The organism is Arenimonas donghaensis DSM 18148 = HO3-R19 (assembly GCF_000743535.1).
Classification (GTDB): domain Bacteria; phylum Pseudomonadota; class Gammaproteobacteria; order Xanthomonadales; family Xanthomonadaceae; genus Arenimonas; species Arenimonas donghaensis.
This window is the reverse complement of the sequence record NZ_AVCJ01000001.1, coordinates 445038-471105: the sequence shown is the minus strand read 5'-3', so window position 1 is coordinate 471105 and position 26068 is coordinate 445038. Positions and strand designations below refer to the sequence as shown.

The 26068-nt window shown below is 68.0% G+C and carries 18 protein-coding genes; 13 read left to right on the top strand and 5 right to left on the bottom strand.

Going from position 1 to position 26068, the window contains the following annotated elements; genetic code table 11:
- Window positions 1–98: 98 nt before the first annotated feature.
- The gene (dnaK, locus tag N788_RS02215) at window positions 99–2021 is read left to right on the top strand and encodes a molecular chaperone DnaK (protein ID WP_034220432.1); all 1923 of its coding nucleotides are present in this window, start codon (window positions 99–101) and stop codon (window positions 2019–2021) included.
- A 136-nt stretch (window positions 2022–2157) separates the two neighbouring features.
- The gene (dnaJ, locus tag N788_RS02210; protein ID WP_034220431.1) at window positions 2158–3282 is read left to right on the top strand and encodes a molecular chaperone DnaJ; all 1125 of its coding nucleotides are present in this window, start codon (window positions 2158–2160) and stop codon (window positions 3280–3282) included.
- Window positions 3283–3371: 89 nt separating this feature from the next.
- On the opposite strand, the gene N788_RS02205 is transcribed toward dnaJ, so the two are convergent.
- From N788_RS02205 to N788_RS02195, 3 genes are read right to left on the bottom strand one after another with little or no spacing between them, the layout of a single operon-like run.
- Window positions 3372–4214 carry a M48 family metalloprotease gene (locus N788_RS02205; RefSeq protein WP_051924258.1) on the bottom strand — a complete coding sequence of 281 codons (843 nt, stop codon included), beginning with the start codon at window positions 4212–4214 and terminating at the stop codon, window positions 3372–3374.
- A complete protein-coding gene (locus tag N788_RS02200; RefSeq protein ID WP_152560335.1) occupies window positions 4211–4756 on the bottom strand; it encodes an SH3 domain-containing protein in 546 nt (181 codons plus the stop codon). Before N788_RS02200 ends, N788_RS02205 begins: the two co-directional genes overlap by 4 nt.
- Window positions 4753–6603: an adenylate/guanylate cyclase domain-containing protein gene (locus tag N788_RS02195; RefSeq protein ID WP_051924257.1), complete on the bottom strand. Its 1851-nt coding sequence runs from the start codon at window positions 6601–6603 to the stop codon at window positions 4753–4755. Before N788_RS02195 ends, N788_RS02200 begins: the two co-directional genes overlap by 4 nt.
- A gap of 54 nt (window positions 6604–6657) precedes the next feature.
- Between N788_RS02195 and dapB the strand changes: the two genes are divergently transcribed.
- The 11 genes from dapB (at window position 6658) to N788_RS02140 (ending at window position 23243) form a co-directional block, all read left to right on the top strand.
- Window positions 6658–7395 carry a 4-hydroxy-tetrahydrodipicolinate reductase gene (gene dapB / locus N788_RS02190; protein WP_084695836.1) on the top strand — a complete coding sequence of 246 codons (738 nt, stop codon included), beginning with the start codon at window positions 6658–6660 and terminating at the stop codon, window positions 7393–7395.
- A 202-nt stretch (window positions 7396–7597) separates the two neighbouring features.
- Complete coding sequence (carA, locus tag N788_RS02185) at window positions 7598–8740, top strand: glutamine-hydrolyzing carbamoyl-phosphate synthase small subunit (protein ID WP_034220429.1); 1143 nt, start codon at window positions 7598–7600, stop codon at window positions 8738–8740.
- 4 nt (window positions 8741–8744) lie between these two features.
- Window positions 8745–10655: a S9 family peptidase gene (locus N788_RS02180; RefSeq protein ID WP_034220428.1), complete on the top strand. Its 1911-nt coding sequence runs from the start codon at window positions 8745–8747 to the stop codon at window positions 10653–10655.
- Between the two features lie 71 nt (window positions 10656–10726).
- The gene (carB, locus tag N788_RS02175) at window positions 10727–13969 is read left to right on the top strand and encodes a carbamoyl-phosphate synthase large subunit (protein ID WP_034220427.1); all 3243 of its coding nucleotides are present in this window, start codon (window positions 10727–10729) and stop codon (window positions 13967–13969) included.
- Window positions 13966–14442, top strand: coding sequence for a transcription elongation factor GreA (greA, locus tag N788_RS02170; RefSeq protein WP_034220426.1), 477 nt, complete (start codon window positions 13966–13968; stop codon window positions 14440–14442). Before carB ends, greA begins: the two co-directional genes overlap by 4 nt.
- 10 nt (window positions 14443–14452) lie before the next feature.
- Window positions 14453–15355 carry a hypothetical protein gene (locus N788_RS02165; RefSeq protein ID WP_034220425.1) on the top strand — a complete coding sequence of 301 codons (903 nt, stop codon included), beginning with the start codon at window positions 14453–14455 and terminating at the stop codon, window positions 15353–15355.
- Window positions 15352–17076, top strand: a complete 1725-nt coding sequence (gene recJ, locus N788_RS02160) for a single-stranded-DNA-specific exonuclease RecJ (RefSeq protein WP_034220424.1) — start codon at window positions 15352–15354, stop codon at window positions 17074–17076. Before N788_RS02165 ends, recJ begins: the two co-directional genes overlap by 4 nt.
- 114 nt (window positions 17077–17190) lie before the next feature.
- A protein-coding gene (gene prfB / locus N788_RS02155) for a peptide chain release factor 2 (protein ID WP_152560334.1) occupies window positions 17191–18313 on the top strand; the annotation gives its coding sequence in 2 pieces (ribosomal slippage) (window positions 17191–17262 and window positions 17264–18313; 1122 coding nt in all).
- Window positions 18314–18415: 102 nt separating this feature from the next.
- Window positions 18416–19939, top strand: a complete 1524-nt coding sequence (gene lysS / locus N788_RS02150) for a lysine--tRNA ligase (RefSeq protein WP_034220423.1) — start codon at window positions 18416–18418, stop codon at window positions 19937–19939.
- Window positions 19940–20020: 81 nt separating this feature from the next.
- Entirely contained in the window at window positions 20021–21109 is a 1089-nt protein-coding gene (locus N788_RS02145; protein WP_425476471.1) for an HD domain-containing phosphohydrolase, read from the top strand.
- Between the two features lie 10 nt (window positions 21110–21119).
- The gene (locus N788_RS02140) at window positions 21120–23243 is read left to right on the top strand and encodes an ATP-binding protein (RefSeq protein WP_034220422.1); all 2124 of its coding nucleotides are present in this window, start codon (window positions 21120–21122) and stop codon (window positions 23241–23243) included.
- A 52-nt stretch (window positions 23244–23295) separates the two neighbouring features.
- Here N788_RS02140 and N788_RS02135 read toward each other — a convergent pair whose 3' ends face one another.
- Together N788_RS02135 and N788_RS02130 are read right to left on the bottom strand one after the other, a co-directional pair.
- Complete coding sequence (locus N788_RS02135) at window positions 23296–24189, bottom strand: crotonase/enoyl-CoA hydratase family protein (RefSeq protein WP_034220421.1); 894 nt, start codon at window positions 24187–24189, stop codon at window positions 23296–23298.
- Window positions 24190–24330: 141 nt separating this feature from the next.
- The gene (locus N788_RS02130; protein ID WP_034220420.1) at window positions 24331–26013 is read right to left on the bottom strand and encodes a long-chain fatty acid--CoA ligase; all 1683 of its coding nucleotides are present in this window, start codon (window positions 26011–26013) and stop codon (window positions 24331–24333) included.
- Between the last annotated feature and the right edge of the window lie 55 nt (window positions 26014–26068).

The window sequence follows — 26068 nt, the reverse complement described above, 5'->3', positions numbered from 1 at the left end:
GGCTTCACGGCCCTTGAACAATCCGCGGCGGGCCCCATCTACCGAACATCCGCGGCCGCCGCCGCCAACACAGATTCGTAATTTCAGGGAGTTACACCATGGGCAAGATCATCGGCATCGACCTGGGCACCACCAATAGCTGCGTTTCCGTGATGGAAGGCGGCGTCGCCAAGGTCATCGAAAACTCCGAAGGCGACCGCACCACGCCGTCCATCGTCGCTTTCACCAAGGATGGTGAAGTCATCGTCGGCGCCTCGGCCAAGCGCCAGGCGGTCACCAATCCCAAGAACACCTTCTATGCCGTCAAGCGCCTGATCGGCCGCAAGTTCACCGACGCCGAAGTCAAGAAGGACCTGGACCTGGTGCCCTACGGCATCCTGGCGCACGAGAACGGCGACGCCTGGGTGCAGACCGCGGACGGCAAGAAGATGGCCCCGCAGGAAATCTCGGCCAAGGTGCTCGAGAAGATGAAGAAGACCGCCGAAGCCTACCTGGGCGAGACGGTCAGCGAGGCCGTGATCACCGTGCCGGCTTACTTCAACGACAGCCAGCGCCAGGCCACCAAGGACGCCGGCCGCATCGCCGGCCTGGACGTCAAGCGCATCATCAACGAACCGACCGCGGCCGCGCTGGCCTACGGCATGGACAAGAAGGGCGGCGACCGCAAGATCGCGGTCTATGACCTCGGCGGCGGCACCTTCGACGTCTCGATCATCGAGATCGCCGAGATCGACGGCGAGAAGCAGTTCGAAGTGCTGGCCACCAACGGCGACACCTTCCTGGGTGGCGAAGACTTCGACGCCCGCGTCATCGACTACCTGGTCGACGAGTTCAACAAGGAGCAGGGCATCGACCTGCGCAAGGATCCCCTGGCCCTGCAGCGCCTGAAGGACGCCGCCGAACGCGCCAAGATCGAGCTCTCGTCCAACCAGCAGACCGAAGTGAACCTGCCGTACGTGACTGCCGACGCCTCCGGTCCCAAGCACCTGAACATCAAGCTCACCCGCGCCAAGCTCGAGGCGCTGGTGGACGACCTGATCAAGAAGACCATCGAACCGTGCCGCGTGGCCCTGAACGACGCCGGCCTGCGCGCCAGCGACATCGGCGACGTCATCCTGGTCGGTGGCCAGACCCGCATGCCCAAGGTGAAGGCGGCGGTGGCCGAGTTCTTCGGCAAGGACCCGCGCCAGGACGTCAACCCGGACGAGGCCGTCGCCATCGGCGCCGCGGTCCAGGGCGGCGTGCTCGCCGGTACCGTCAAGGACGTGCTGCTGCTCGACGTCACCCCGCTGAGCCTGGGCATCGAGACCCTGGGCGGCGTGATGACCAAGATCATCGAGAAGAACACCACCATCCCGACCAAGGCCTCGCAGGTGTTCTCCACCGCCGAGGACAACCAGTCGGCCGTGACCGTGCACGTGCTGCAGGGCGAGCGCGAACAGGCCCGCTTCAACAAGTCGCTGGCCAAGTTCGACCTGTCCGGCATCGATGCCGCGCCGCGCGGCATGCCGCAGGTCGAGGTGTCCTTCGACATCGACGCCAACGGCATCCTGCATGTGTCGGCCAAGGACAAGAAGACCGGCAAGGAACAGAAGGTCGAGATCAAGGCCGGTTCGGGCCTGAGCGAGGAAGAGATCGCCCAGATGGTCCGCGACGCCGAGGCGCACCGCGAAGAGGACAAGAAGTTCCACGAGCTGGTGACCGCCCGCAACGCCGCCGACGGCCTGATCCACGCCACCCGCACGGCGATCACCGAACACGGCTCGAAGGTGCCGGGTGATCAGTTGGCCGGCATCGAGACCGCGCTGTCCGAGCTCGAAACCGCGATGAAGGGTGACGACAAGGCCCAGATCGAAGCCAAGACCCAGTCCCTGCAGCAGGTGGCGCAGTCGCTCTACGCGGCGGCGGCCGGTGGCCAGGACGGCGCCCCGGAAGGCGGTGCCGAGCCGGGTCCGCAGGACAAGGCCGAAGACGTGGTGGACGCCGAGTTCACCGAGGTCAAGGACGACGAAAAGAAATAAGGTTATTCCCTGTCGCGCTTCGCGCAACGGAATAACTGCCGCCGTTCGAGCCTCACGTTCGTGAGGCTCAACGCCGGCTCAGGGCCGGGCCGCAATTGCGGCCCGTGCCATGCAGGGTGCCAAGGCTGGGGATTTGATGAGCAAGCGTGATTACTACGAAGTGCTGGGGGTTGCGCGTAACGCGGGCGAGGACGAGCTGAAAAAGGCTTATCGCCGCGCGGCGCAGAAGTTCCACCCCGACCGCAACCCGGGCGACAAGGCCGCCGAAGCCAGCTTCAAGGAGGCCAAGGAGGCCTACGAGGTGCTGTCGGACGGTGGCAAGCGCCGCATCTACGACCAGCACGGCCATGCCGCGTTCGAGAACGGCATGGGCGGGGGCAACGGCGGCCCCGGATTCGCCGACGTCAACGACATTTTCGGCGACATCTTTGGTGACATCTTCGGCGGTGGACGCCAGCGTGGCCCGCGTCGGGGCGCCGACCTGCGCTACGTGGTCGAACTCGACCTCGAAGAGGCCGTGTTCGGCGTCGAAAAGCGCATCGAGGTGCCCACCCTGGTCGGCTGCAAGCCGTGCAACGGCAGCGGCTCCGAGGACGGCAAGGTCGAGACCTGCAGCACCTGCCGCGGTCGCGGCCAGGTGCGCATGCAGCGCGGCATCTTCGCCGTGCAGCAGGCCTGTCCGGCCTGTGGCGGCCGCGGCCAGACCATCGCCAGGCCCTGCAAGACCTGCCACGGCAACGGCCGGGTGCAGGACGAAAAGGTGCTGCAGGTGAAGATCCCGGCCGGTGTCGATACCGGCGACCGCATCCGCCTGGCCGCCGAGGGCGAAGCCGGCCCGCCGGGTTCGCAGCCGGGCGACCTGTACGTCGAGGTCAGCGTGCGCGAGCACCCGATCTTCCAGCGCGACGGCAACGACCTGTATTGCGAAGTGCCGGTGCGTTTCTCGCAGGCCGCCCTGGGTGCCGACATCGTGGTGCCGACGCTCGAGGGCGAGGCCCTGATCAAGGTGCCGATCGAGACCCAGACCGGCAAGCTGTTCCGCCTGCGCGGCAAGGGCGTGAAGTCGGTACGCAGCCATGGCACCGGTGACCTGCTGTGCCGGGTGGTGGTGGAAACGCCGGTCAACCTGACCGCGCGCCAGCGCGAACTGCTCAAGGAGTTCGAGTCCACGTTCGCCGGCGAGCTGGGCGCCAAGCACTCGCCGCGCTCGAGCGGGTTCCTCGACGGCGTGAAGGCCTTCTGGGACCGCATGACCTCCTGAACCGCGGGGCTTCTTGTGGGAGGGACTTCAGTCCCGAAGCTTTTCGGGACTGAAGTCCCTCCCACAAGAAGCCCCGCAGTCCAACGGCCTTACTGCGCCGGACGGACCATGCGCGCGGGCGCCTGGTTCATCGCATACGCCTCGAGCTTGTCGCCCACCACCGTTTCCAGGTGCTCCAGGCGGCTGACCGCCGTCGGGTGCGTGGAGAACATCAGCGCCACGCCGACGTCGTCGGCCTTGCTGCCGTCGAGCGTGTGCAGGACCGAGGCCAGGGCGTAGGGGTTGTAGCCCCCGCGCGCGGCGATGACCATGCCATGCACGTCGGCCTGGTGCTCATCGCCCTTGTCCAGGCCACGAACGAAGAGTTCGGTGCCGGCCTGGAAGGCCTTCTGGCCGAACATGCGCACGGCCTGGTTGTCGCTGTGGCCGGCGGCCTCGCCGGCCAGCTCGGTGGCGAAGGCAGTGCCCATTTCCTTCTTGATGGCCTTCACCTGGTGGCGTTCGACCACGTGCGCGATCTCGTGCGAGAGCACCGCGGCCAGCTCGCCTTCGTCGCGCAGGCGGTCGTACAGGCCCTGGGTGATCAGGATGGTGCCGCCGGGCAGGGCAAAGGCATTGACGTCGGTGCTGTCCATCACCCCGAAGCGCCAGGGCAGTTCCGGGCGTTCGGTCTGCAGGGCCAGCCACAGGCCGACCCGGTTGACGTACTGCTGCAGGCCTTCATCGCGTACCAGCGGCCGGGCGGCCAGCAGCTTGGCGGCGATGCCGCGACCGAGTTCGATTTCGTCCTCGTCGGTGATCGGCGCCGAGGCATCGGCGGCCTTCTTGCCGAACTTGAACAGCTTTTCGGCGTCGCCCAGGCGGCCGAAGCCGGCGGCCGGGGAGGCCAGCGCCAGGGCGATCAGCGCTGTTAGCAGGTGCTTGGTTTTCATCGCTGCCTCCTCCGGCTACGGCGTTCTTCTTTCAGGTAATCGACCTGCTGCGAGGCCAGCGGGGCGGACGCGGCGAACTGCCGGGCGTCATCGGGCGCGACCGCCAGTTGCTCGAGCCATGCCACTTCACCCGGGGCCTCCCCGGCATTGCGCAGCTTGTCGGGCGAGAGGCCCTTGACGCCGGTGCTGACGGTATTGCCGCTGGAGCCGGTCAGGAAGGCGGCGGCCAGCTGGTTGCCGCCACCGGCGGACTTGCCGTCGGAGGTGCCGGTGCGCAGGTTCAGGATGCGGACCCAGCCGTCCAGGCCCTCGGCGTTCTTGACGCCGGCCCAGGCGCCCTGGCGCTGGGTGATGTCGACGGGGGCCTTGGCGCCCAGCTTGGCCACGACCTCGGCCGATCCCAGCGGTTCGCTGTGCATGTCGACCGCGCGCAGCGTGGTCGCGGATTCGGCGAAGGCCAGGCTGCTGGCCAGCGTCGCGGCCAGCGCCAATGCCAGGGGCATCGGGCGCCAGGGGGTGGGGGACGTACGTTTGCGCTTCACGGAATGTCTCCTGCTCGGGTTTCGTCGTTGGAACGGGCCGGTTCGTAAAGTTCGACCGGCTCTTCGCGGCCTTTGACCTTGAACTGGCCGCGGTGTGTAAAGGTGAAACGGGAAGAGCCCTCGCAGGCGGCCTTGGTGGCGCCCGAAACCAGCACGCGGGCCACGCCCTTGGTCGTGCCCTCGATGCGGCTGCCCAGGTTCACGGTGTCGCCGATGGCGGTGTATTCCATCCGGGTGTCACTGCCGAGGAACCCGACCACCGCCGGGCCCGTGTGCAGGCCGATGCCGACGTCGAAGTCGCCCAGCCCCTCGCCGTTGGCGGCCAGTTCGCGCTTGAATTCGTCCAGGGCCAGGGTCATGTCCAATGCAGCCTCCACCGCCTTTTCGGCGTGCCCCGGTACTTCGGTCGGGGCGTTCCAGAAGGCCATGATGGCGTCGCCGATGAATTTGTCCAGCGTGCCGCCGTGCCGGAAGATCACGTCCACCTGGCGGCTGAAGTAGCGGTTGAGCAGGTGCACCACCTGCTCCGGCGTGCGCGTCTCGGAAAGCGTGGTGAAACCGCGGATGTCCGAAAACAGGATGGTGATGTCGCGGGCCTCGGGCTTGCGTTCGCGGTCGAGTTCGCCGCTTTCGACCAGGCCCTCCACCACGCGCGGATCCAGGAACCGCCCGAAGATGCCGACCGTGGCCTCGCGTTGGCGCCGTTCCAGCCACTGCGCCTCGATCGTCAGCAGGCCAAAGCCCAGCCAGGCCAGCAGCAGCGCCGTGCCCAGGGGCAGGTAGAGGTTGGCGCTGAGTACGGCCCAGGCGACCGCCAGCAACAGCAGGCTGGCCGCACCCAGGCCGAGGCTGGCCTGCACCGGGCTCAGCCGGCGATGGAAGGCCAGCACGGTGCCGGCCACCAGCACCACCACCAGCGGCCAGCGGGCCGGCCACTCGCGCAGCCAGTCGTTGGCCCGCAGGTTGGCCAGGGCGGTGGCGATGACGTGCACGCCCGGCGTGTGCTGGCCCAGCGGCGTCGGGCGGTTCTCATGCATGCCCGGCGCGGTGGCCGCGATCAGAACGGTTTTGCCGGCCAGGGTGGGCGCGATGACGGGCTCGCGTTGTTCCAGGTCCCTGAACAGGTCGACGTAGGCGATCGTCGGCGGCGGCTGGCCGAACCAGTGCAGGCGCACGCGTTCGCGGTCGGGCAGGGGGGTGCCGGAAAAACGCGCCAGGTTCGCGGCCAGGAACGGCAGCCGCCAGCCGTCGATGGGCTGGTAGAGGCGGTAGTAGCGGCCCGTGCCATCGCCGTCGGCTTCGAAATTGATGAGGCCGCCGCGCCAGCTGGCGGGCCCGAGCACCGCTGGCACCAACAGGGTCGCGCTGGCATCTGGCTTGGCGGCCGCGGTCCTTTCCGCGCCGAAGCTCGGCGGCAGCAGCGCCAGCGGGCCCTGCTGGCCATCGACAAGGCGCAGGGAGGCGAAAAACAGATTGTCCTGGCTGGCCACGACCTCCCGGAAGACGAGGTCGCTGTCGGCCCGGAAGTCATCGGTCTCGTTGAACATGATGTCGAAGGCAACCGCCTTCGGGCCATGCGGCGCCAGCCCGGCCAGCACCTCGGCGTGCACGGCGCGGGCCCAGGGCCAGTTGCCGGCGACTTCGTTCATCTCCTCAAGGCTGCGCTGGTCGATCGCGACCACCACGATGTCTTCGGGTGGCTGGCGCGATTGCGCGTGCCAGGCCACGAGCCAGTCGCCAAGACGATCGTCGGCCCGGTCCAGGGCGCCCGCGACATGCAGGGCCAGCGTGATGACGGCCAGGGCCAGCAGGGGCAGGCGGAGGGGCACGTGCTTGGTCCGGGTCATGCGCCGGAGTGTAGCGGTTTGCCACCGGCGGGCGGTTTCCGCTAGCGTCCGGCAATGGACCAGGCCAAACCCCGATTGCTCATCCACGGTGCCTCCGGACGCATGGGTCGCGCGCTCTTGCGCCTGGCGGCCGAACGTCCGGAATTGCAGCTGGTGGCGGCGGTGTCCCGCAGCGGCGAGCCGCTGGCCGAAGCGCCGGACGGCGTACCGGTGCTGCCGGTGGCGCGGCTGGCCGAAGTGCCGGATTTCGACGTGGCGGTCGATTTCAGCCTGCCGGAGGCCTTCGAGCCGCTGGTGGCGGCCTGCCGGGCCAAGGGCGCCGCCCTGGTCAGCGGCACCACCGGGCTGTCCCCGGGCCAGCTTGAAGCGCTGGACGAAGCCTCGGAGCTGATGCCGGTGCTGTGGTCGGCCAATTTCAGCGTCGGTGTCGCGGTGCTGCGGGTCCTGGTCCACCAGGCCGCGGCGGCGCTGCCGGCCTGGGACGCCGACATCGTCGAATCCCACCATGTGCACAAGAAGGACGCGCCCTCGGGCACGGCCCTGTCGCTGGGGGCGATGGTGGCGCTGGGGCGGGGCAGCCAGCCGCACTATGCCTCGCTGCGCTGCGGGGACGTGGTGGGCGAACACCTGGTGCAGTTCGCGGGCCCCGGCGAGCGCCTGGAACTGGTGCACCGGGCCACCGACCGCGACATCTTCGCCCGGGGCGCGCTGGAGGCCGCGGTGCGGCTGGCTGGCAAGGGCCCGGGCCGCTACGACTTCGGCGAATTGCTGCTGGCCTCGGGCCGGACCTGAGTTCCGGGCGGGATTTCGCCCCGCCATCGGACCTGAACTGGCTGAACCTGCCGAGCCCGCGGCCGTTGCGTTTTTCTTTTGGAACGGTTTTCGCTAGACTTCCGGCTCGCCTGAACCCACATCCGTCCGGACATGGTCCTGCCCAGTCCGCGGGTGTTCGCACACCCGGCGAACGGGTTCCCCCAAGCCAAGGCGCCAGCCCGTGAACCATCCAGCAATCCTTGCGCTCGAAGACGGCACCGTATTCGAGGGCGTATCCGTAGGCGCTACCGGCAGCCGCACCGGTGAAGTGGTGTTCAACACCGCCATGACCGGTTACCAGGAGATCCTCACCGATCCCTCCTATGCGCGGCAGCTGGTCACCCTGACCTACCCACACATCGGCAACACCGGCTGCACCGCCAGCGACGACGAGGCCGAAAAGCCCTGGGCCGCCGGCCTGATCGTGCGCGACGTGCCGCGCCGGCCCAGCAACTGGCGCAGCCAGGCCTCGCTGCCCGAATGGCTGCAGGCGCGCGGCGTCGTGGCCATCGCCGGCATCGACACCCGCAAGCTGACCCGGCTGTTGCGCGACCGCGGCGCCCAGAACGGCTGCCTGATGGCCGGCGAGATCGACCGCGAGGCGGCCATCGAAGCCGCGCGCAAGTTCCCCGGCCTCAAGGGCATGGACCTGGCCAAGGAGGTCTGCACCCGCGAGCGCTACAGCTGGTCCGAGGGCTCGCTTGACCTCGATTCCAACGAATTCGTGCGCGCCGAGCCGCGTTTCCACGTGGTGGCCTACGATTTCGGCGTCAAGCGCAACATCCTGCGCATGCTGGCCGAGCGCGGCTGCCGGGTCACGGTGGTTCCGGCGCAGACGCCGGCGGCGCAGGTGCTGGCGGAAAAGCCCGACGGCGTCTTCCTGTCCAACGGCCCGGGCGATCCCGAGCCCTGCGACTACGCCATCGCGGCCATCCGCGAGGTGCTGGCCGCCAAGGTGCCGACCTTCGGCATCTGCCTGGGCCACCAGCTGCTGGGCATCGCCGCCGGGGCGCGCAGCATGAAGATGAAATTCGGCCACCATGGCGCCAACCACCCGGTCATTGACCTCGCTTCCAAGCGGGTGATGATCACCAGCCAGAACCACGGCTTCGCGATCGACGAGGCCAGCCTGCCGGCCGGCGTGCAGGTGACGCACCGTTCGCTGTTCGACGGGTCCAACCAGGGCATCGAGCTGACCGATGCCCCGGCCTTCAGCTTCCAGGGGCACCCGGAAGCCAGCCCCGGCCCGCATGACGTGGCCGGGCTGTTCGACAAGTTCGTCAGCATGATGTCGGCCCAGGGCCGACCTTCACTCGGGGAATAGATCCATGCGTATTTTCGGGAAACTCCTGCTCGCCGCGCTACTCGCGCTGCCGGCCCTCGTGCTGGCCAAGCCGACGCAGTTGCCGGTCGGTGACTTCTTCAAGGATCCGGAGTTCACCTCGGTGTCCCTGTCGCCCAGTGGCAAGTACATCACCGTGTCGGTGCCCCAGGGCGACCGCACCCTGCTGGCGGCCTTCGAGGTCGACGGCATGAAGCTGGTGGGCAAGTGGGACTATGGCCCGAAGAAGCATATCGAAGACGTCACGTGGGTAAGCGACGAACGATTCCTGATGTACGTGTCGCTCAAGCTCGGCCGTTTCGACTTCCGCGTCGGCACGCCGGACGTCTACGCCAGCAATGTCGATGGCACCCAGCGGGCCGACATGCCGAACCTGGGCACCTACGGCATCGTCGACCTGAACTGGGATGACCCGCGCAGCATAATCGTGCAGCGCTCGGTGGAGTCGGCCTTCCTGTTCAAGTACGACGTCTACAGTGGCCGCGTGGTCACGATGGCCACGGCACCGGTGCGATTCGGTGGCTTCGTGCTCGACAAGGACCAGAACATCCGCTACGTGGTCGGTGGCGACGAAAAGCTCAACAACATCATCCTGCGCCGCGACGGCGATCGCTGGGTGGAAACCTTCCGCAGCACCATGGGCGAGGGGCACCGCACGCCCATCGGCTTTGGCAAGGACGGCAAGCGCGTGCTGTTCTCGATCAGCGACAAGGGCGAGCCGTCCCGGTGGGCGCTGGTCGACCCGGCGACCGGTGAGGAAGAGCTGGTGACGCGCAACCCGAACGTGACGCCCGGTGGTTCGATTTCGGCGAGCGAGGACGATGACCAGGTCCTGGCCGTTCGCTACCACGACGGCCTGCCTTCCTACGAGTTCCTGGACACCGAGCACCCGGAGTCGAAGGTCTACGCCGGCCTGATGAACGCGTTCCCCAACAAGTCGGTTGTCTTCCCGGACATCAGTCGTGACGGCCGTTACATCCTTGTTTATGCCTTTTCCGATCGTGACCCCGGCACCTACTACCTGTTCGACCGCGAGGCCGGCCGGGCCCAGTTCCTGCTCTCGGCGATGGACTGGATCAAGCCCGAGCAGATGTCCGAAACGCGTGCGGTGGCCATTCCTGCCCGTGACGGCACGACCATCCATGGCTACCTGACCATCCCGGCGGGCAGCGACGGCAAGAACCTGCCGTTGGTGTTCCACCCGCACGGCGGCCCGCACGGCGTGCGCGACACCTGGGGCTTCAATCCGGCGGTGCAGTTCCTGGCCAATCGTGGCTATGCCGTGATGCAGCTCAATTTCCGCGGTTCCGGTGGCTACGGCAGCGCCTTCGAGCGCCAGGGCTACCGCAACTGGGGCAAGGTGATGATCGACGACATGACCGACGCCGTGGACTGGTCCATCCGGGAAGGCATCGTCGACAAGGATCGCATCTGCACCTACGGCGCGTCCTACGGTGGCTACGCCGCGCTGCAGATGGTGGTTCGCGAACCTGAAAAATACCGCTGCACGATTGGCTACGTCGGTGTCTACAGCCTGCCGCTGATGTTCAAGGATGGCGACATCCCGGAAGAAGAGTCCGGCCGCAGCTTCCTCAACCGCGTGATGCCTGAAACGCTGTCCGAGCAGCAGGCGCAGTCGCCGGCGTACAACGTCGACAAGATCCGCATCCCGGTGATGCTGGTCCAGGGCGCCAAGGACGAGCGCGTGCCGATGTCGCAGTACGAAATCCTCAAGAAGAACCTGGAAAAGGCCGGCCGTCCGCCGGAAGTCACGATCGTCAAGGACAAGGAGGCCCATGGCTTCTACGACTACGACAACCAGGTCGAGCTCTACACCGCCATCGAGGCCTTCCTGGACAAGCACACGGCGCCCCGCCAGGTTGGCGAGGCGCCCTGACCAAACGGTTCACCCGGGTGCCGTTCCAGCATCGGCGCCCGGTTTCCCCCAAGCACACAAGACCCCACGCCATGCCCAAGCGCACAGACATCCAGACGATCCTGATCATCGGTGCCGGTCCGATCGTCATCGGCCAGGCCTGCGAATTCGACTATTCGGGCGCGCAGGCCTGCAAGGCCCTGCGCGACGAGGGCTACCGGGTGGTGCTGGTGAACTCGAACCCGGCGACGATCATGACCGATCCGGACATGGCCGACGCGGTCTACATCGAGCCGATCAACCCGGCCACGGTCGAACGCATCATCGCCAAGGAAAAGCCCGACGCGCTGCTGCCGACCATGGGCGGCCAGACCGCGCTCAACTGCGCCCTGGACCTGGCCGATGCCGGCGTGCTGGACAAGTACAAGGTCGAACTGATCGGTGCCTCGCGCGAAGCCATCCGCATGGCCGAGGACCGCGAACTGTTCCGCGTGGCGATGGCCGAGATCGGCCTGGAGTGCCCCAAGGCCGAGGTCGCCCGCAGCTTCGAGCAGGCCGTGGAGATCCAGGCCAAGGTGGGCTTCCCGACCATCATCCGCCCCAGCTTCACCCTGGGCGGCAGCGGCGGTGGCATCGCCTACAACCGCGAGGAGTTCGAGGAAATCGTCAAGGGCGGCCTGGATCTCTCGCCGGTGCACGAAGTGCTGGTGGAAGAGTCGGTGCTGGGCTGGAAGGAGTTCGAGATGGAGGTGGTCCGCGACACCGCGGACAACTGCATCATCGTGTGCTCGATCGAAAACCTCGACCCGATGGGCGTGCACACCGGTGACTCGATCACCGTCGCGCCGGCCCAGACCCTGACCGACAAGGAATACCAGCGCCTGCGCGACGCCTCCATCGCGGTGCTGCGCAAGATCGGCGTGGACACCGGCGGCTCCAACGTGCAGTTCGGCATCAACGCCGAAAACGGCCGGGTGGTGGTGATCGAGATGAACCCGCGTGTCTCGCGTTCGTCGGCCCTGGCCTCGAAGGCCACCGGTTTCCCGATCGCCAAGGTCGCGGCCAAGTTGGCGGTCGGCTACACGCTCGACGAATTGCGCAACGAGATCACCGGCGGCGCCACCCCGGCCTCGTTCGAGCCGGCGATCGACTACGTGGTCACCAAGATCCCCCGGTTCGCCTTCGAGAAGTTCCCGGCCGCCGATTCGCGCCTGACCACCCAGATGAAGTCGGTGGGCGAGGTGATGGCGATCGGCCGCTGCTTCCAGGAATCAATGCAGAAGGCCCTGCGCGGCATGGAAACCGGCAAGGTCGGCTTCGACCCGACCGGCGACGCCGACCGTGGCGAAGAAGGCCTGGTCAAGATCCGGCGTGAGCTCAAGGAGCCGGGTCCGGAACGCCTGTTCTCGGTCGCCGAGGCGTTCCGCGCCGGGCTGTCGGTCGAGGATGTGTTCGGCCTGAGCTTCATCGATCCCTGGTTCCTGGACCAGATCGAGGAAATCGTCGCCGCCGAGAAGGACGTGGCCGCGGCTGGCCTGTCCGGCCTGGACGCGGCGGCGCTGCGCCGTCTCAAGCGCCTGGGTTTCTCCGATGCCCGCCTGGCCCAGCTCACCGACACCGACGAGTCGGCCGTGCGTGCACTGCGCCGGGCCTTCGGCGTGCGTCCGGTGTACAAGCGCGTGGACAGCTGCGCCGCCGAGTTCGCCACCCAGACCGCCTACCTGTATTCGACCTACGAGGACGAGTGCGAGGCCGATCCGTCCGACCGCGAGAAGATCATGGTGCTCGGCGGCGGCCCCAACCGCATCGGCCAGGGCATCGAGTTCGACTACTGCTGCGTGCATGCCGCGCTCGCCCTGCGCGAGGACGGCTATGAAACCATCATGGTCAACTGCAACCCGGAAACGGTCTCGACCGACTACGACACCTCCGACCGCCTGTACTTCGAGCCGCTGACGCTCGAGGACGTGCTCGAGATCGTCGAGGTCGAGAAGCCCAAGGGCGTGATCGTGCAGTACGGCGGCCAGACCCCGCTCAAGCTGTCGCGGGCCCTGGAAGCCGCCGGCGTGCCGATCATCGGCACCAGCCCGGACAGCATCGACCTGGCCGAGGACCGCGAGCGCTTCCAGAAGCTGGTCGACGAGCTGGGCCTGCTGCAGCCGCCCAACCGCCTGGCCCGCAACGCCGACGAGGCCGTGGCGCTGGCCAACCAGGTCGGCTACCCGCTGGTGGTGCGTCCGAGCTATGTGCTCGGCGGTCGCGCCATGGAAATCGTCTACTCGGACGCGGACCTGACGCGCTACATCCGCGACGCGGTCAAGGTCTCCAACGACTCGCCCGTGCTGCTCGACCGGTTCCTCGACAACGCCGTCGAGGTGGACGTCGACACCATCGCCGACGCCGAAGGCAACATCCTGGTCGGCGGCATCATGGAGCACATCGAGGAGGCCGGCGTGCACTCGGGCGATTCCTCGTGCTCGCTGCCGCCGTATTCGCTGTCGGCCAAGGTGCAGGACAAGCTGCGTGTCCAGGTGGCGCAGCTTGCCCGGGCGCTCAAGGTCGTTGGCCTGATGAACACCCAGTTCGCGATCACCTTCGACGAGAACGGCGAGGACACCATCTACCTGCTCGAGGTGAACCCGCGCGCCTCGCGCACGGTGCCCTTCGTGTCCAAGGCCATCGGCGTGCCCCTGGCCAAGATCGCCGCACGCTGCATGGCCGGCAAGTCGCTGGCCGAGCAGGGCGCCACCCGCGAGGTCGTGCCCGATTACTTCTCGGTCAAGGAAGCCATCTTCCCCTTCGCCAAGTTCCAGAACGTCGACCCGATCCTGGGTCCGGAGATGCGTTCCACCGGCGAGGTGATGGGCGTCGGCCGCACCTTCCCCGAGGCCTTTGGTCGCGCCGAGGAGGCCGCCAACATCCGGGCCCCGAAGCCCGGCAAGGCCTTCCTGTCGGTGCGCGACCCGGACAAGCAGCGCCTGCTGCCGGTGGCGCGCGACCTGGTCGAGCGCGGTTACACCCTGGTGGCCACCGAGGGCACCGCCCGATTCCTGCGTGAGCAGGACATCGCCTGCGACCGCGTCAACAAGGTGATCGAAGGCCGGCCGCACATCGTCGACCTGATCAAGAACGGCGAAATCTGCTACATCGTCAACACGACCGAAGGCAAGCAGGCCATCGCCGACTCGTTCTCGATCCGCCGCGAGGCCTTGCAGCACCGGGTAACTTATTCCACCACCATTCCGGGCGCGCGCGCCCTGATCCGCAGCACCGACACCCGTGACAACCCCAGGGTCTGGTCGCTGCAGGAATTGCACAAGGAACTGCACGGATGAAAGCACCCCTCACGACCCAGGGCGCCGCACGCCTGCGCGCCGAACTCGACGAGCTCAAGTCGGTCAAGCGGCCGGCGGTCATCAACGCCATCGCCGAGGCCCGCGCCCACGGCGACCTGAAGGAAAACGCCGAGTACCACGCCGCCCGCGAACAGCAGGGTTTCATCGAGGGCCGCATCCAGGAGCTCGAGTACACGCTTTCGCATGCCCAGCTCATCGACGTGTCCACGCTCAACGCCGGCTCGCGCGTGGTGTTCGGTGCCACGGTGGAGCTGGCCGACTGCGACTCGGGTGAAGAAGTCACCTACCAGATCGTTGGCGACCTGGAAGCGGACATCAAGAAGGGCCTGGTGTCGGTGTCCTCGCCGCTGGCGCGCGCGCTGATCGGCAAGCACGAGGGTGACTCGGTCACCATCCAGGCGCCTGCCGGCGACCGCGACTACGACATCGTCGCCGTACGCTACGGGGCCTGAGCGGCCCCGGATGCTCCCTCCGCGCCAGGTCCTGCTGCTGCCCGAAAGCCGGCGCTTCGCCGGCCAGCCGCTGTCGAAAGCGGTGGCGCGCGCCCTGGGCCGCGCCGACCCGATGCCGCAAGCCGGCACGGGCGAACAGGCCCAACTCCAGCGCTGGTTCGACCTGCTGCCGCGCGGCTGGCCGATGGCGGCGATCACCCGCCAGCGCGATGCCGGCGACGCCGCGCTGCATGCCTGGCTGCGCGCCGACCCGGCCTACGTGCGTCCGGACATGACCGGCGCGCGGGTGCTGGCGATCGGCGAACTGGGCCTGTCGGCCGACGAAGCCAAAGCGCTCTGCGCTGCGCTGGGGCCGCTGTTCGGCGACGCCGGCTTCCCGATTTCGGCGCCGAACCCGGCGCGCTGGTACCTGGCGCTGCCGCCCGAAGCGCGCCTGCCTGACTTTGCGGCGCCCGAAGCGGTGTTGGGCGACGACCTGTTCCTGCACCTGCCCGAAGGTCCGGAAGGGCGGCGCTGGCGGTCGTTGCTCAACGAAGCGCAGATCATCCTGCACAACCACCCGGTCAACGCCGCCCGCATCGCTGCTGGCCGCGTGCCGGCCAACAGCCTGTGTTTCTGGGGGGCGGGGCGGCTGCCGGACCAGGTCCGGTGCCGCCTGGGCGACGTGCGCTCGGACGAGGCCCAGCTGGCGTCGCTGGCCGCGCTGTCCGCCGGCGTCGCGGCGAACGCGGGCGAGCTGCTCGATCTTCGTGGGAGCCGTGATTGGGCGGCGGTCGAGGCCGAACTGCTGCCGCGGCTGCCAGGCGTCGATGGCGCCGGCCTGGTGCTGGATTTCGCCGACGGTGCCGGCTGGTGGCTGCGGGCCGGGCAGGGCTGGCGATTCTGGCGCAGGCCGCTGGCCGGGCTGGAATGACGCCGCCCGCGACCCGCATCGTCCGCCGGCAGGTACCGCACTTCGCGCCGTGGCCCGGCAACGTGCCGGCGGTGTTGCAGCGGGTCTATGCCGCGCGCGGCGTGCTGACCCCGGCGGACGGGGAACTGCGGCTGGCGCGCCTGCTGCCACCGGACGCACTGGGCCGGGTCGACCAGGCCGCGGCCCTGCTGGCCGAATCGATCGCCGACGACCGCCACATCGTGGTGGTCGGGGATTTCGACTGCGACGGCGCCACCGGCACCGCGGTGGCCGTGCGTGGACTGCGGTTGCTGGGTGCGCGCCGGGTGTCCTACCAGGTGCCGCACCGGGCCCGGCATGGCTATGGACTGAGCCCGGCCCTGGTCGAGGACATGGTGGCCATGGCGCCCGACCTGGTGCTGACCGTCGACAGCGGCATCGCCTGCCATGCCGGCGTCGCCGCCGCACGCGCCCGCGGCTGGCGGGTCCTGGTCACCGACCACCACCTGCCCGGCGAGACCCTGCCGCCGGCGGATGTGATCGTGGACCCCAACCTCGGTGACGACGCTTTCCCCAGCAAGGCGCTGGCCGGGGTCGGCGTGGTCTTCTACCTGCTGCTCGCCCTGCGCCGCCGGCTGCGCGAGGCCGGTGCCTTCCCGGGCGGGGAGCCCGACCTGTCGGCGCTGCTCGACCTGGTCGCCGTCGGCACGGTCGCCGACCTGGTGCCGCTGGACTACAACAACCGCCTGCTGGTTTCCGCCGGGCTCAAGCGCTTGCGCAACGGCCAGGGCCAGCCGGGCCTGCGTGCGCTCATCGAACTGGCCAAACGGGATGAATGCGCGCTCACCGCCTCGGACATCGGCTTCGCGATCGGCCCTCGCCTGAACGCCGCCGGCCGGCTCGAGGACATGGCCCTGGGCATCGAATGCCTGCTTTGCGACGACCCAGTGCGTGCCCGCGAACTGGCTGCCGTGCTCGACGGCATCAATGCCGAACGCAAGGACCTGCAGCAGCAGATGGTGGACGCCGCCGAAGCGCTGGTGGACGGCCTGCCGCTGGGCGAGGGCGACCTGCCGTCGGTCCTGTGCCTGCACGACGCCAGCTGGCATCCCGGCATCGTCGGCCTGGTGGCCTCCCGGCTCAAGGATCGCCTGCACCGGCCGGTGCTCGCCTTCGCGCCGGACGAGCCCGGCAGCGACCGGCTCAAGGGATCGGCGCGGTCGATCCCGGGCCTGCACCTGCGTGACGCCCTGGCCACCGTGGATGCCCGCCATCCGGGCCTGATCGAACGATTCGGCGGGCACGCCATGGCGGCCGGCCTGAGCCTGGGGGCAGGGCAGCTGGCGGCCTTTCGCCAGGCGCTGGAGACCGTCGTTTCCGGGCTGCTCGACCCGGCCCGGCTGCGCGCCGAACTCGCCAGCGACGGCGAGCTCGAGGCCGGCGACTTCAGCCGCGAGCGGGTCGACCAGCTTCGCCTGGCCGGTCCCTGGGGCCAGGGGTTCCCGGAGCCGGTGTTCGACGGCCGGTTCCGGGTCGCGTCCTGGCGCAAGGTCGGCGACCGCCACCTGAAGCTGGCGCTCTCTCCGGAGGCCGGCGGACCTGAGCTGTCGGCCATCCATTTCGGGGGCTGGACCGGCACCGCGCCGCCGACGCAGGTTCACGTCGCCTTCCAGCTCGAAGCCGACGACTGGAACGGTCGTCGCGGCGTCCAGCTGCTGATCCGCCACCTGCAGCCGGCCTGATTGCGCGCCTTGTGGAAGGGACTTCAGTCCCGAAACCTTCGCGACCCAAGTCCCTGCCACAGGGGGTCGGATGTTAGTATTCGCGGTCTTTCGTCCAAACAACCGCGGAATCCCATGGAACTCAATCCCGTCCGCCAGCGCATCGCCGACCTCATTGGCCGGCTGGATTCGCTCAGGGGGTATCTTTGACTTCGACCTCAAGGTCGAACGTCTCGAGGAAGTAAACCGGGAGCTGGAAAGCCCCGACGTCTGGAACGATCCCGAGCGCGCGCAGGCCCTGGGCCGCGAACGCGCCTCCCTGGAAAAGGTCGTCGACGGCATCCGCACGCTCACCGAGGGCCTGACCGGCGCCGGCGAACTGCTCGACCTGGCCGAGGCCGAGGACGACCAGGACACCGCCGACGCCGTTGTCGAGGACGTTGAAAAGCACGCGCGCGAAGTCGAACAGCTCGAGTTCCGCCGCATGTTCTCCGGCAAGATGGATTCGGCCAACGCCTTCGTCGACATCCAGGCCGGCGCCGGTGGCACCGAGGCGCAGGACTGGGCCGAAATGCTGCTGCGCATGTACCTGCGCTGGTGCGAAGCCCGCGGCTGGAAGACCGAGCTGATGGAAGTCAGCGGCGGCGACGTCGCCGGCATCAAGTCGGCCACGTTCCGGGTGGAAGGTGACTTCGCCTATGGCTGGCTCAAGCTCGAGACCGGCGTGCACCGGCTGGTGCGCAAGTCGCCGTTCGACTCCGACAACCGCCGGCACACCAGCTTCACCTCGGTGTTCGTGTCGCCGGAAGTGGACGACAACATCGACATCACCATCAACCCGGCCGACCTGCGCACCGACGTCTATCGCTCTTCCGGCGCCGGTGGCCAGCACGTCAACAAGACCGAGTCGGCGGTGCGAATCACCCATGAACCCACCGGCATCGTCGTGGCCTGCCAGACCGGCCGCAGCCAGCACGCCAACCGCGACACCGCGATGAAGATGCTGGCGGCCAAGCTCTACGAGCTGGAGATCCAGAAGCGCAACGCCGAGAAGGACGCGGTGGAGGCGACCAAGTCCGACATCGGCTGGGGCAGCCAGATCCGCAACTACGTGCTCGACCAGAGCCGCATCAAGGACCTGCGCACCGGCATCGAACGCTCGGACACCCAGAAGGTGCTCGACGGCGACCTCGACGAATTCATCGAGGCCAGCCTCAAGGCCGGCCTGGAAGTGGGCGCCAAACGCTCCGACGCCTGAGCCAACGGCTACCCTGTGGGAGGGACTTCAGTCCCGAAAGCCCTTCGGGACTGAAGTCCCTCCCACGAAAACCCAACCTGCAGCCTTACCGGCCCGACCGCCATGACCGACAAGCCCAACCCGACCACTCCCGCCGCCGACGAAAACACCCTGATCGCCGAGCGCCGGACGAAACTGGCGGCACTTCGCGACGCCGGCGGCATCGCCTTCCCGAATGATTTCGCGCGCGCCGACTACGCCGGCGACCTGCAGGCCGAGTTCGCCGACAAGGACGCCTGGCCGGCGGAGAAGCTCGAAGCCCTGGACCGGCGGGTCGCCGTGGCCGGCCGCTTGATGGCCAAGCGGGTGATGGGCAAGGCGAGTTTTGCCCAGGTCCAGGATATGTCCGGCCGCATCCAGCTGTACCTGCAGGCCACCGACCTGGGCGACGCCTACGACGCCTTCAAGGGCTGGGACGTGGGCGACATCGTCGCGGTGCAGGGCGGGCTCACCCGCACCCGCACCGGCGAGCTTTCGGTCAAGGCGACGTCGCTGCGCCTGCTGACCAAGTCGCTGCGGCCGCTGCCGGACAAGTTCCACGGCCTGGCCGACGTCGAGCAGCGCTACCGCATGCGCTACGTCGACCTGATCATGAACCCGGAAGCGCGCGAGGTCTTCGTGCAGCGTTCGCGCATCGTTTCGGCGATGCGGGCCTGGCTCGACGCCCGTCGCTTCCTGGAAGTCGAAACGCCGATGATGCATTACATCCCCGGCGGCGCCACGGCCAAGCCCTTCACCACGCACCACAACGCGCTGGGCCTGGACCTGTACCTGCGCGTGGCGCCCGAGCTCTACCTCAAGCGCCTGGTCGTCGGCGGCATGGAGCGCGTCTACGAGATCAACCGCAATTTCCGTAACGAGGGCGTGTCCACGCGGCACAACCCCGAGTTCACGATGCTCGAGCTGTACGAGGCCTACGCCACGTACCACGAAGTCATGGACCTCACCGAGCAGCTGATCCGCGAAACCGCCCTGCGGGTGCGCGACACCACCCACCTGGAATGGGAAGGCATGGCCATCGACCTGGGACCCCCGTTCCGGCGTTGGTCGATGACCGAGGCCGTGCTCGAGCACAACCCCGAGATCGGTCGCGACGAGCTCCGCGACGTCGCCAGGATGCGCGCGCACTGCACCCGCCTGGGCATCCGGTTCAAGGACGGCTACGGCTGGGGCAAGTTGCTGCTGGAGGTTTTCGAGAAGACCGTCGAACACACCCTCGTGCAGCCGACCTTCATCACCGACCACCCGGTGGAAGTCAGCCCCCTGGCACGTGCCTCGGACCGGGACCCGGGGCTGACCGACCGCTTCGAACTGTTCGTCGGTGGCCGTGAGATCGCCAACGGATTCTCCGAGCTCAACGACCCGGAAGACCAGAAGGCCCGTTTCCTGGCCCAGGTCGAGGCCAAGGACGGGGGCGACGAGGAGGCGATGCACTTCGATGCTGACTACATCCGTGCGCTCGAGTACGGCATGGCCCCGACCGGGGGCCTGGGCATCGGCATCGACCGCCTGGTGATGCTGATTACCGATTCGGCCTCCATCCGCGACGTGCTGCTGTTCCCCTACATGCGTCCGGAGGCCTCCTAAGGCCGCAGACCGGACAGCAAGAATGAGCGGCAAGTGCTTGCCGGCATTGAATTCCCGGGAGTAAGCTGGACCCGAGCCGCGATCCGCGGCAATCACGGTGTCCGCACCCGGGAGCTTTACGTGAACGTACTGATCGTCGACGACCAGCCTTCGCAGCGGACGATGTTCCGCCATCTGCTGGAGGACATCAGTCCCGAGGTGAAGGTCACCGATTTCGGAGACCCGGTCGAGGCCCTGCTCTGGTCCCAGCGTAGCTCGCCCGACCTGCTGCTGCTCGACTACCGGATGCCCAAGCTCGACGGCCTGGAGTTCGCCCGCCGCTTCCGACGTCCGCTGTCGCACCGCGACGTGCCGATCATCCTGATCACCGTGGTGGGCGACGAGCCCATCCGCAACGCCGCGCTCGAAGCCGGCGTCATCGACTTCCTGGTCAAGCCGGTGCGCCCGCGCGAACTGCGCTCGCGCTGCCGCAACCTGCTGGCGCTGCGCCAGCAACAGCAAAACCTCAAGTCCCGCGCGCATGAACTCGAACGCCAGCTGCTGGCGCGCATGCACGAACTGGACGAGCGCGAGCGCGAAATCCTGCATCGCCTGGCCAAGGCCACGGCCTTCCACGACGGCGGCTCGGTAGCCAGCTTCGAGCGCCTGGGTCGGTATGCCGGTCTCATCGCCGAGGCCCTGGGCCTGGGCGAGGACGAAGTGAGAATGATCGAACTGGCCGCGCCGCTGCGCGACATCGGCAAGCTGGCGATTTCCAACGCCATCCTGCGCAAGCCCTCGGCGCTCGACGACGCCGAGATGGACGAAGTCCGCCGCCACCCGACCCTGGGCCAGGAACTGCTTTCGGGCAGCAGCAGCCGCTTCGTGCAGACCGGCGCCGCGATCGCCCTGGGCCACCAGGAGCGCTGGGACGGCAGCGGCTATCCGGCGGGCCTGGCGGGCGAAGACATCCCCCTGTCGGCCCGCATCGTCGCGGTGGCCGATGTGCTGGACGCGATGACATCACCCCGGACCTGGCGCGAGGCCCATTCGTTCGCAGACGCCATCGCCCACATCAAGGACAGCGCGGGCACGCTGTTCGACCCGGCCGTCGTTTCGGCGGCGCTGGCCCGCAGGGAGCAGCTCGAGGAAGTCTTCCGCATGGTCGCGCCGGGCCCCGCGCTCCCCTGATCACCGTGCCATGATCCGCGCGTTCGCCAATCGCCCCGACAGCGAGCACGGCCAGGCGCTGGTGAGGTTGATCATCGCCGGGTTCCTGCTCGCCTACCTGGCGGGGCTGGCCAGCAGCCAGTCGGCAGGTGAAGAGCTGCGGCTGAGCGTGCTCATCCTGCTCGCCGAAACCGTGCTGGGCCTGGGCATCGTGATCGCGATCGTGGTGCAGCCCGGGGTGTCGCATGCGCGACGGGTGGTCGGCATGCTGGCCGACTACAGCACCCTGGCCGCGATGATGATGCTCAAGGGCGAGGTGCTGGCGCCCCTGTACGTGATCATCCTCTGGGTCACCGTCGGCAACGGCCTGCGCTACGGCACTACCTACCTCTTCGCGGCCATCGGCCTGGCCATGGCCTGCTTCCTGGCGGTCATCCTCACGACGCCGTACTGGCTACAGAACCCCTACATCGCCTGGGGCCTGCTGGTCGGGCTGGTCGCCATCCCGGCCTACCTGATCAGCCTGCTGCGCGACCTGCGCCGCGCCGGCGAGGAGGCCAAGCGCGCCAACGCCGCCAAGAGCCGGTTCCTGGCCAACATGAGCCACGAGTTCCGGTCGCCGCTCAACGGCATCATCGGCATGGCCGAACTGCTGTCGGGCACGCGCCTGGCGCCCGAGCAGCGGGAAGCCGCGGACGTCATCCAGACGTCGGCGCAGTCCCTGCTGCTGCTGGTCGAGGACGTGCTCGACATCTCGGCCATCGAAGCCGGCAAGCTCAAGCGGCAGGACAGCGACTTCTCGCCCCGGGAACTGGCCCGGCGCATCCGGACGATGCTCCAGCCCATGGCGGCGCAGAAGAACCTCGAGCTGCACATCAGCGTGCAAGAACAGGTGCCGGCGCGCCTGCACGGCGACGTGGGCCACCTCGGCCAGATCCTGCTCAACCTCACCCACAACGCCATCAAGTTCACCGACGCCGGCGGCGTCAGCCTGACGATGGAGCAGCGCTCCCGGGACCAGGACAAGGTGGCGCTGCGCATCTCGGTGCGCGACACCGGCATCGGCGTGCCCGACAAGGCCAAGGCAACGCTGTTCCAGGCCTTCGAACAGGTGGACAGCGGCCCGACCCGGCGTTTTGGTGGCACCGGCCTGGGCACGACCATCGCCAAGACGCTGACCGAGCTCCTGGGCGGCAGCATCGGCCTCGAGGACAACCCCGGGGGCGGCACCCATTTCTGGGTGGACCTCGAGCTGCGGGTGGTGGACGACAGCGAGTCCGCGTCCGAGGCGGTCGAGGGCAAGATCATTTCCTTCGACGATCCCTTTGTGCGCCACCGGGCCCGGGTCCGGCCCATGCGTGTGCTGGTGGCCGACGACCAGCCGGCCAACCGGCTGGTCCTGCAGCGACTGCTCGAGCGCGCGGGCCACCAGCCGGTGTTCGCTGAGAACGGCGAGCAGGCCCTGGACCGGTTGGAGACGGAAACCCTGGACGCGGCGATCGTCGACCTGCACATGCCGGGTGTCGACGGGCTCGAGGTCATCAAGCAGGCGAGGGTGATGCAGGCGGGCGGGACGCGCACGCCCATCGTCGTGCTCAGCGCCGACGCCACGGTCGACGCCGTCCGCGATACCGAGGCCGCGGGCGCCTACAGTTTCCTCACCAAGCCGGTGGTGGTCGCGCGCTTGCTCGACACCCTGGCCGAGATCGCCAGCGGTGCCGGCGGCGAATCCGCTGCGCCCAAGCGCAAGGACAGCCTGCCAAGCCTGCGCACGGACGTGCTCGAGGAGCTGGCCGGCATGGGCCTGGGCAAACAGTTCCTTCGGGATTTTTCCGAGCAGTGCCTGCGCGACGCCAGCCGTTGCCTGGCCGAAGCCGAGCGGGCCGCGGCGTCCGGGCGCTGGGAGGGGCTGCGCGAGGCCGCGCACGCACTCAAGGGCGTGTCGGAGAACCTCGGCGCGCAGGCGCTGGTGGTGCGCAGCGCCGAACTGATGCGTTCAAGTGATGCCGTGCTGGCCAAGGAATGGCGCCGCCTCGTCGGCAGCATCGGTACCCAGCTCGAGGGCACGGCTGCCCAGGTCCGCAGCGAAGTCGCGCGCATTTCTGCACGGCCGCAAGGGGAAGAGGGCCGGCCCACCGACAACGAGTCGGGCTGAGCCCCGGCCGGAATGGCCGCCCCCCTTGCGAGGCGGCCATCCGGGGCGATCCTCAGATCACCTGGCGCAGCGGCGAGCCACCCGCCACGCGGCGCTTCTGGGCGCGCACGAGGCGCTCCATGGTCTGCAGGCCGCGGTCGCCAAGACGCATCGCGGCATCCACCCAGGTCGTGGTGACGCGCATCAGTTCGTCCAGGCTGACCGGGTTGCAGGTCATGCGCACGGTGTTCATGGAGCGCAAGGCATTGCCCATGCGCTTGCGACGGCGCACCAGTTCGCGGGCCGCGGCCAGGCCTTCGCCGCGCGGGACCAGGAAATCAACCACGCCCATGCGATGCAGGTCTTCCGCGGAGTAGACGTTGCCGTCGAGCATCATGCGTTCGGCCTGTGCCGGGGTGACCCGGCGCGACAGGAAGGTATAGGCACCCATGCCCGGGAACAGGTCGAACAGGACTTCCGGGAAGCCCATGCCGGTGCCTTCCTCGGCGATGATCGTGTGGCAGCAAAGGGCGGCCTCGAAGCCGCCGCCGAGGGCGTCGCCCTGGACCACCGCGATGCTGTGGACACGATCATCGGCCAGGCGGGCGAAATGGAAGGCCACGGAAACGCAGAGCTGGGCATAAGCGAGCAGGCGGGCCCGGTCACCGGTGCGGATCAGGCGGGAGAACAGCTCGAGGTCGCCGCCGAGGTTGAAGACGTCGGAGTGGGACGCCAGCACCAGGTGGCGGACTTCGTTGCCGGCCTGGTCCGGGTCGTTGGCCAGGCGATTGGCGACCTGTCGCTGGCATTCGCGCAGGTCCACGAGCAGTTGTTCACTGAAACAGGGGCGGTAGCCGGCGGCCGGCTTGTGGTGCATGAAGCACCATTCGATGCCGGCTTCGGCTTCGGTGCGGTGGTCGACCAGGGTGAGGGCGGGCTCGCGGATGATGTTTTCGACGACTGACATGATGGATTCTCCAGGCAAGGGGGCGGCCCTACACGTTCCGGGCTTGGAGCGCAAGGGGCCTGGCCAGTCTACACTGGAGACCGCGCCAAAACGCCAGCGGCGGCCTCGGGGGCCGCCGTCCGGGGTCCGCTGGAGAGACTGTCAGGCCGGGGTCTTGGGGCCGTCGCGAAGCTCGCGGCGAAGGATCTTGCCGACGTTGGACTTGGGCAGCTCGTCCCGGAACTCGACGTACCGGGGGTGCTTGTAGCCGGTCAGGTTCTCGCGGCAGAAGGCCTTCACCTCGTCGGCGCTGAGGGAGGGGTCCTTCTTGACGATGACAACCTTCACCGCTTCGCCGGATTTTTCGTCCGGCACCCCGACCGCCGCCACTTCCAGCACGCCGGGCATCAGTGCGATCACGTCCTCGACTTCGTTCGGGTACACGTTGAAACCCGAGACCAGGATCATGTCCTTCTTGCGGTCGACGATGTAGAAGAAACCCTTCTCGTCCATCTTGGCCATGTCGCCGGTGTGCAACCAGCCATCGGCGTCGATCACCTTGGCGGTTTCTTCAGGGCGCTGCCAGTAGCCGGCCATGACCTGCGGGCCACGGATGCACAACTCGCCCACTTCGCCCACCGGCATCATCTTGCCGTCATCGTCCTTGACGCAGGCGTCCGTGGACGGGATGGGCAGACCGATGGCGCCGTTGTATTCGGACAAGTCCATGGGATTGATGCAGGCCGCCGGCGAGGTCTCGGTGAGGCCGTAGGCTTCGACCAGGGTGATGCCGGTGGCCTTCTTCCAGCGCTCGGCGACCGCCCGCTGCACGGCCATGCCGCCGCCGAGGGTGAGGTGCAGGCGTGAGAAATCGACGTCCTCGAACCCGGGCGTGTTCAGCAGTCCGTTGAAAAGCGTGTTCACGCCGGTGATGGCGGTGAACGGGATGCCGCGCAGTTCCTTCACGAACCCCTTCATGTCGCGCGGGTTGGTGATCAGGTGGTTGAGGCCGCCGAATTTCATGAAGACCAGGCAGTTCGCCGTCAACGCGAAGATATGGTAGAGCGGCAGGGCGGTGATGATCACCTCCTTGCCCATGGTGGCGTTGGCTCCCAGCCACGCGGACGATTGCTGCATGTTGGCCACCAGGTTGCGGTGGGTCAGCATGGCGCCCTTGGCGACCCCGGTGGTGCCGCCGGTGTACTGGAGGAACGCGATGTCCTCGCCGCGCAGCTCGATGGCCGGCAAGGTCTGGCCGGCGCCCTTGGCCAGCGCGTCGTTGAACCGTACGTGGCCCGGAAGGCCGTAGTCGGGCACCTGCTTCTTGACGTGGCGAAGCACGAAGTTGATCAGCGCGCCCTTGGGGAAACCAAGCATGTCGCCGACGCCGGTGACGATGACCTGCTTGACCGGGGTGTCGGCGACGACTTCCTCGACGACGTGGGCGAAATTCTCGAGCACCACGATCGCGCTGGCGCCCGAATCGGTGAGCTGGTGGCGAAGCTCACGGGCGGTGTACATCGGGTTGGTGTTGACGACGGTCAGGCCGGCGCGCAGCACGCCGAAGATGGCGACCGGGTACTGCAGGACATTGGGCATCATCAGGGCGACCCGGTCGCCCTTCTTGAGCTTGAGCTCGTGCAGGAGGTAGTTTGCGAACTGGGTGCTGAGCCTGTCGACCTCGCCGTAGGTCAGCTGCTTGCCGAAATTGGCGAAGGCGGGATTGTCCCGGTAGGTCCGGCACGATTCCTCCAGCACCGAGACGATCGAGCTGTATTTCTCCAGGTCGACCTCGGGGTCGATGCCCTTCGGATAATTGGCCAGCCAAGGACGTTCGAAACCCATGCATTTCCCCTCGATACCCGATGACTGCACTCCCCGCACGGCGCATCGTGCACCT

Excerpts from the sequence above, each read along its gene's own strand:
- dnaK (WP_034220432.1), top strand. The coding sequence starts at position 99 with ATGGGCAAGATCATCGGCATCGACCTGGGCACCACCAATAGCTGCGTT.
- dnaJ (WP_034220431.1), top strand. The coding sequence starts at position 2,158 with ATGAGCAAGCGTGATTACTACGAAGTGCTGGGGGTTGCGCGTAACGCG.
- N788_RS02205 (WP_051924258.1), bottom strand. The coding sequence starts at position 4,214 with ATGAAAACCAAGCACCTGCTAACAGCGCTGATCGCCCTGGCGCTGGCC.
- N788_RS02195 (WP_051924257.1), bottom strand. The coding sequence starts at position 6,603 with ATGACCCGGACCAAGCACGTGCCCCTCCGCCTGCCCCTGCTGGCCCTG.
- dapB (WP_084695836.1), top strand. The coding sequence starts at position 6,658 with ATGGACCAGGCCAAACCCCGATTGCTCATCCACGGTGCCTCCGGACGC.
- N788_RS02180 (WP_034220428.1), top strand. The coding sequence starts at position 8,745 with ATGCGTATTTTCGGGAAACTCCTGCTCGCCGCGCTACTCGCGCTGCCG.
- carB (WP_034220427.1), top strand. The coding sequence starts at position 10,727 with ATGCCCAAGCGCACAGACATCCAGACGATCCTGATCATCGGTGCCGGT.
- greA (WP_034220426.1), top strand. The coding sequence starts at position 13,966 with ATGAAAGCACCCCTCACGACCCAGGGCGCCGCACGCCTGCGCGCCGAA.
- N788_RS02165 (WP_034220425.1), top strand. The coding sequence starts at position 14,453 with ATGCTCCCTCCGCGCCAGGTCCTGCTGCTGCCCGAAAGCCGGCGCTTC.
- recJ (WP_034220424.1), top strand. The coding sequence starts at position 15,352 with ATGACGCCGCCCGCGACCCGCATCGTCCGCCGGCAGGTACCGCACTTC.
- lysS (WP_034220423.1), top strand. The coding sequence starts at position 18,416 with ATGACCGACAAGCCCAACCCGACCACTCCCGCCGCCGACGAAAACACC.
- N788_RS02140 (WP_034220422.1), top strand. The coding sequence starts at position 21,120 with ATGATCCGCGCGTTCGCCAATCGCCCCGACAGCGAGCACGGCCAGGCG.
- N788_RS02135 (WP_034220421.1), bottom strand. The coding sequence starts at position 24,189 with ATGTCAGTCGTCGAAAACATCATCCGCGAGCCCGCCCTCACCCTGGTC.
- N788_RS02130 (WP_034220420.1), bottom strand. The coding sequence starts at position 26,013 with ATGGGTTTCGAACGTCCTTGGCTGGCCAATTATCCGAAGGGCATCGAC.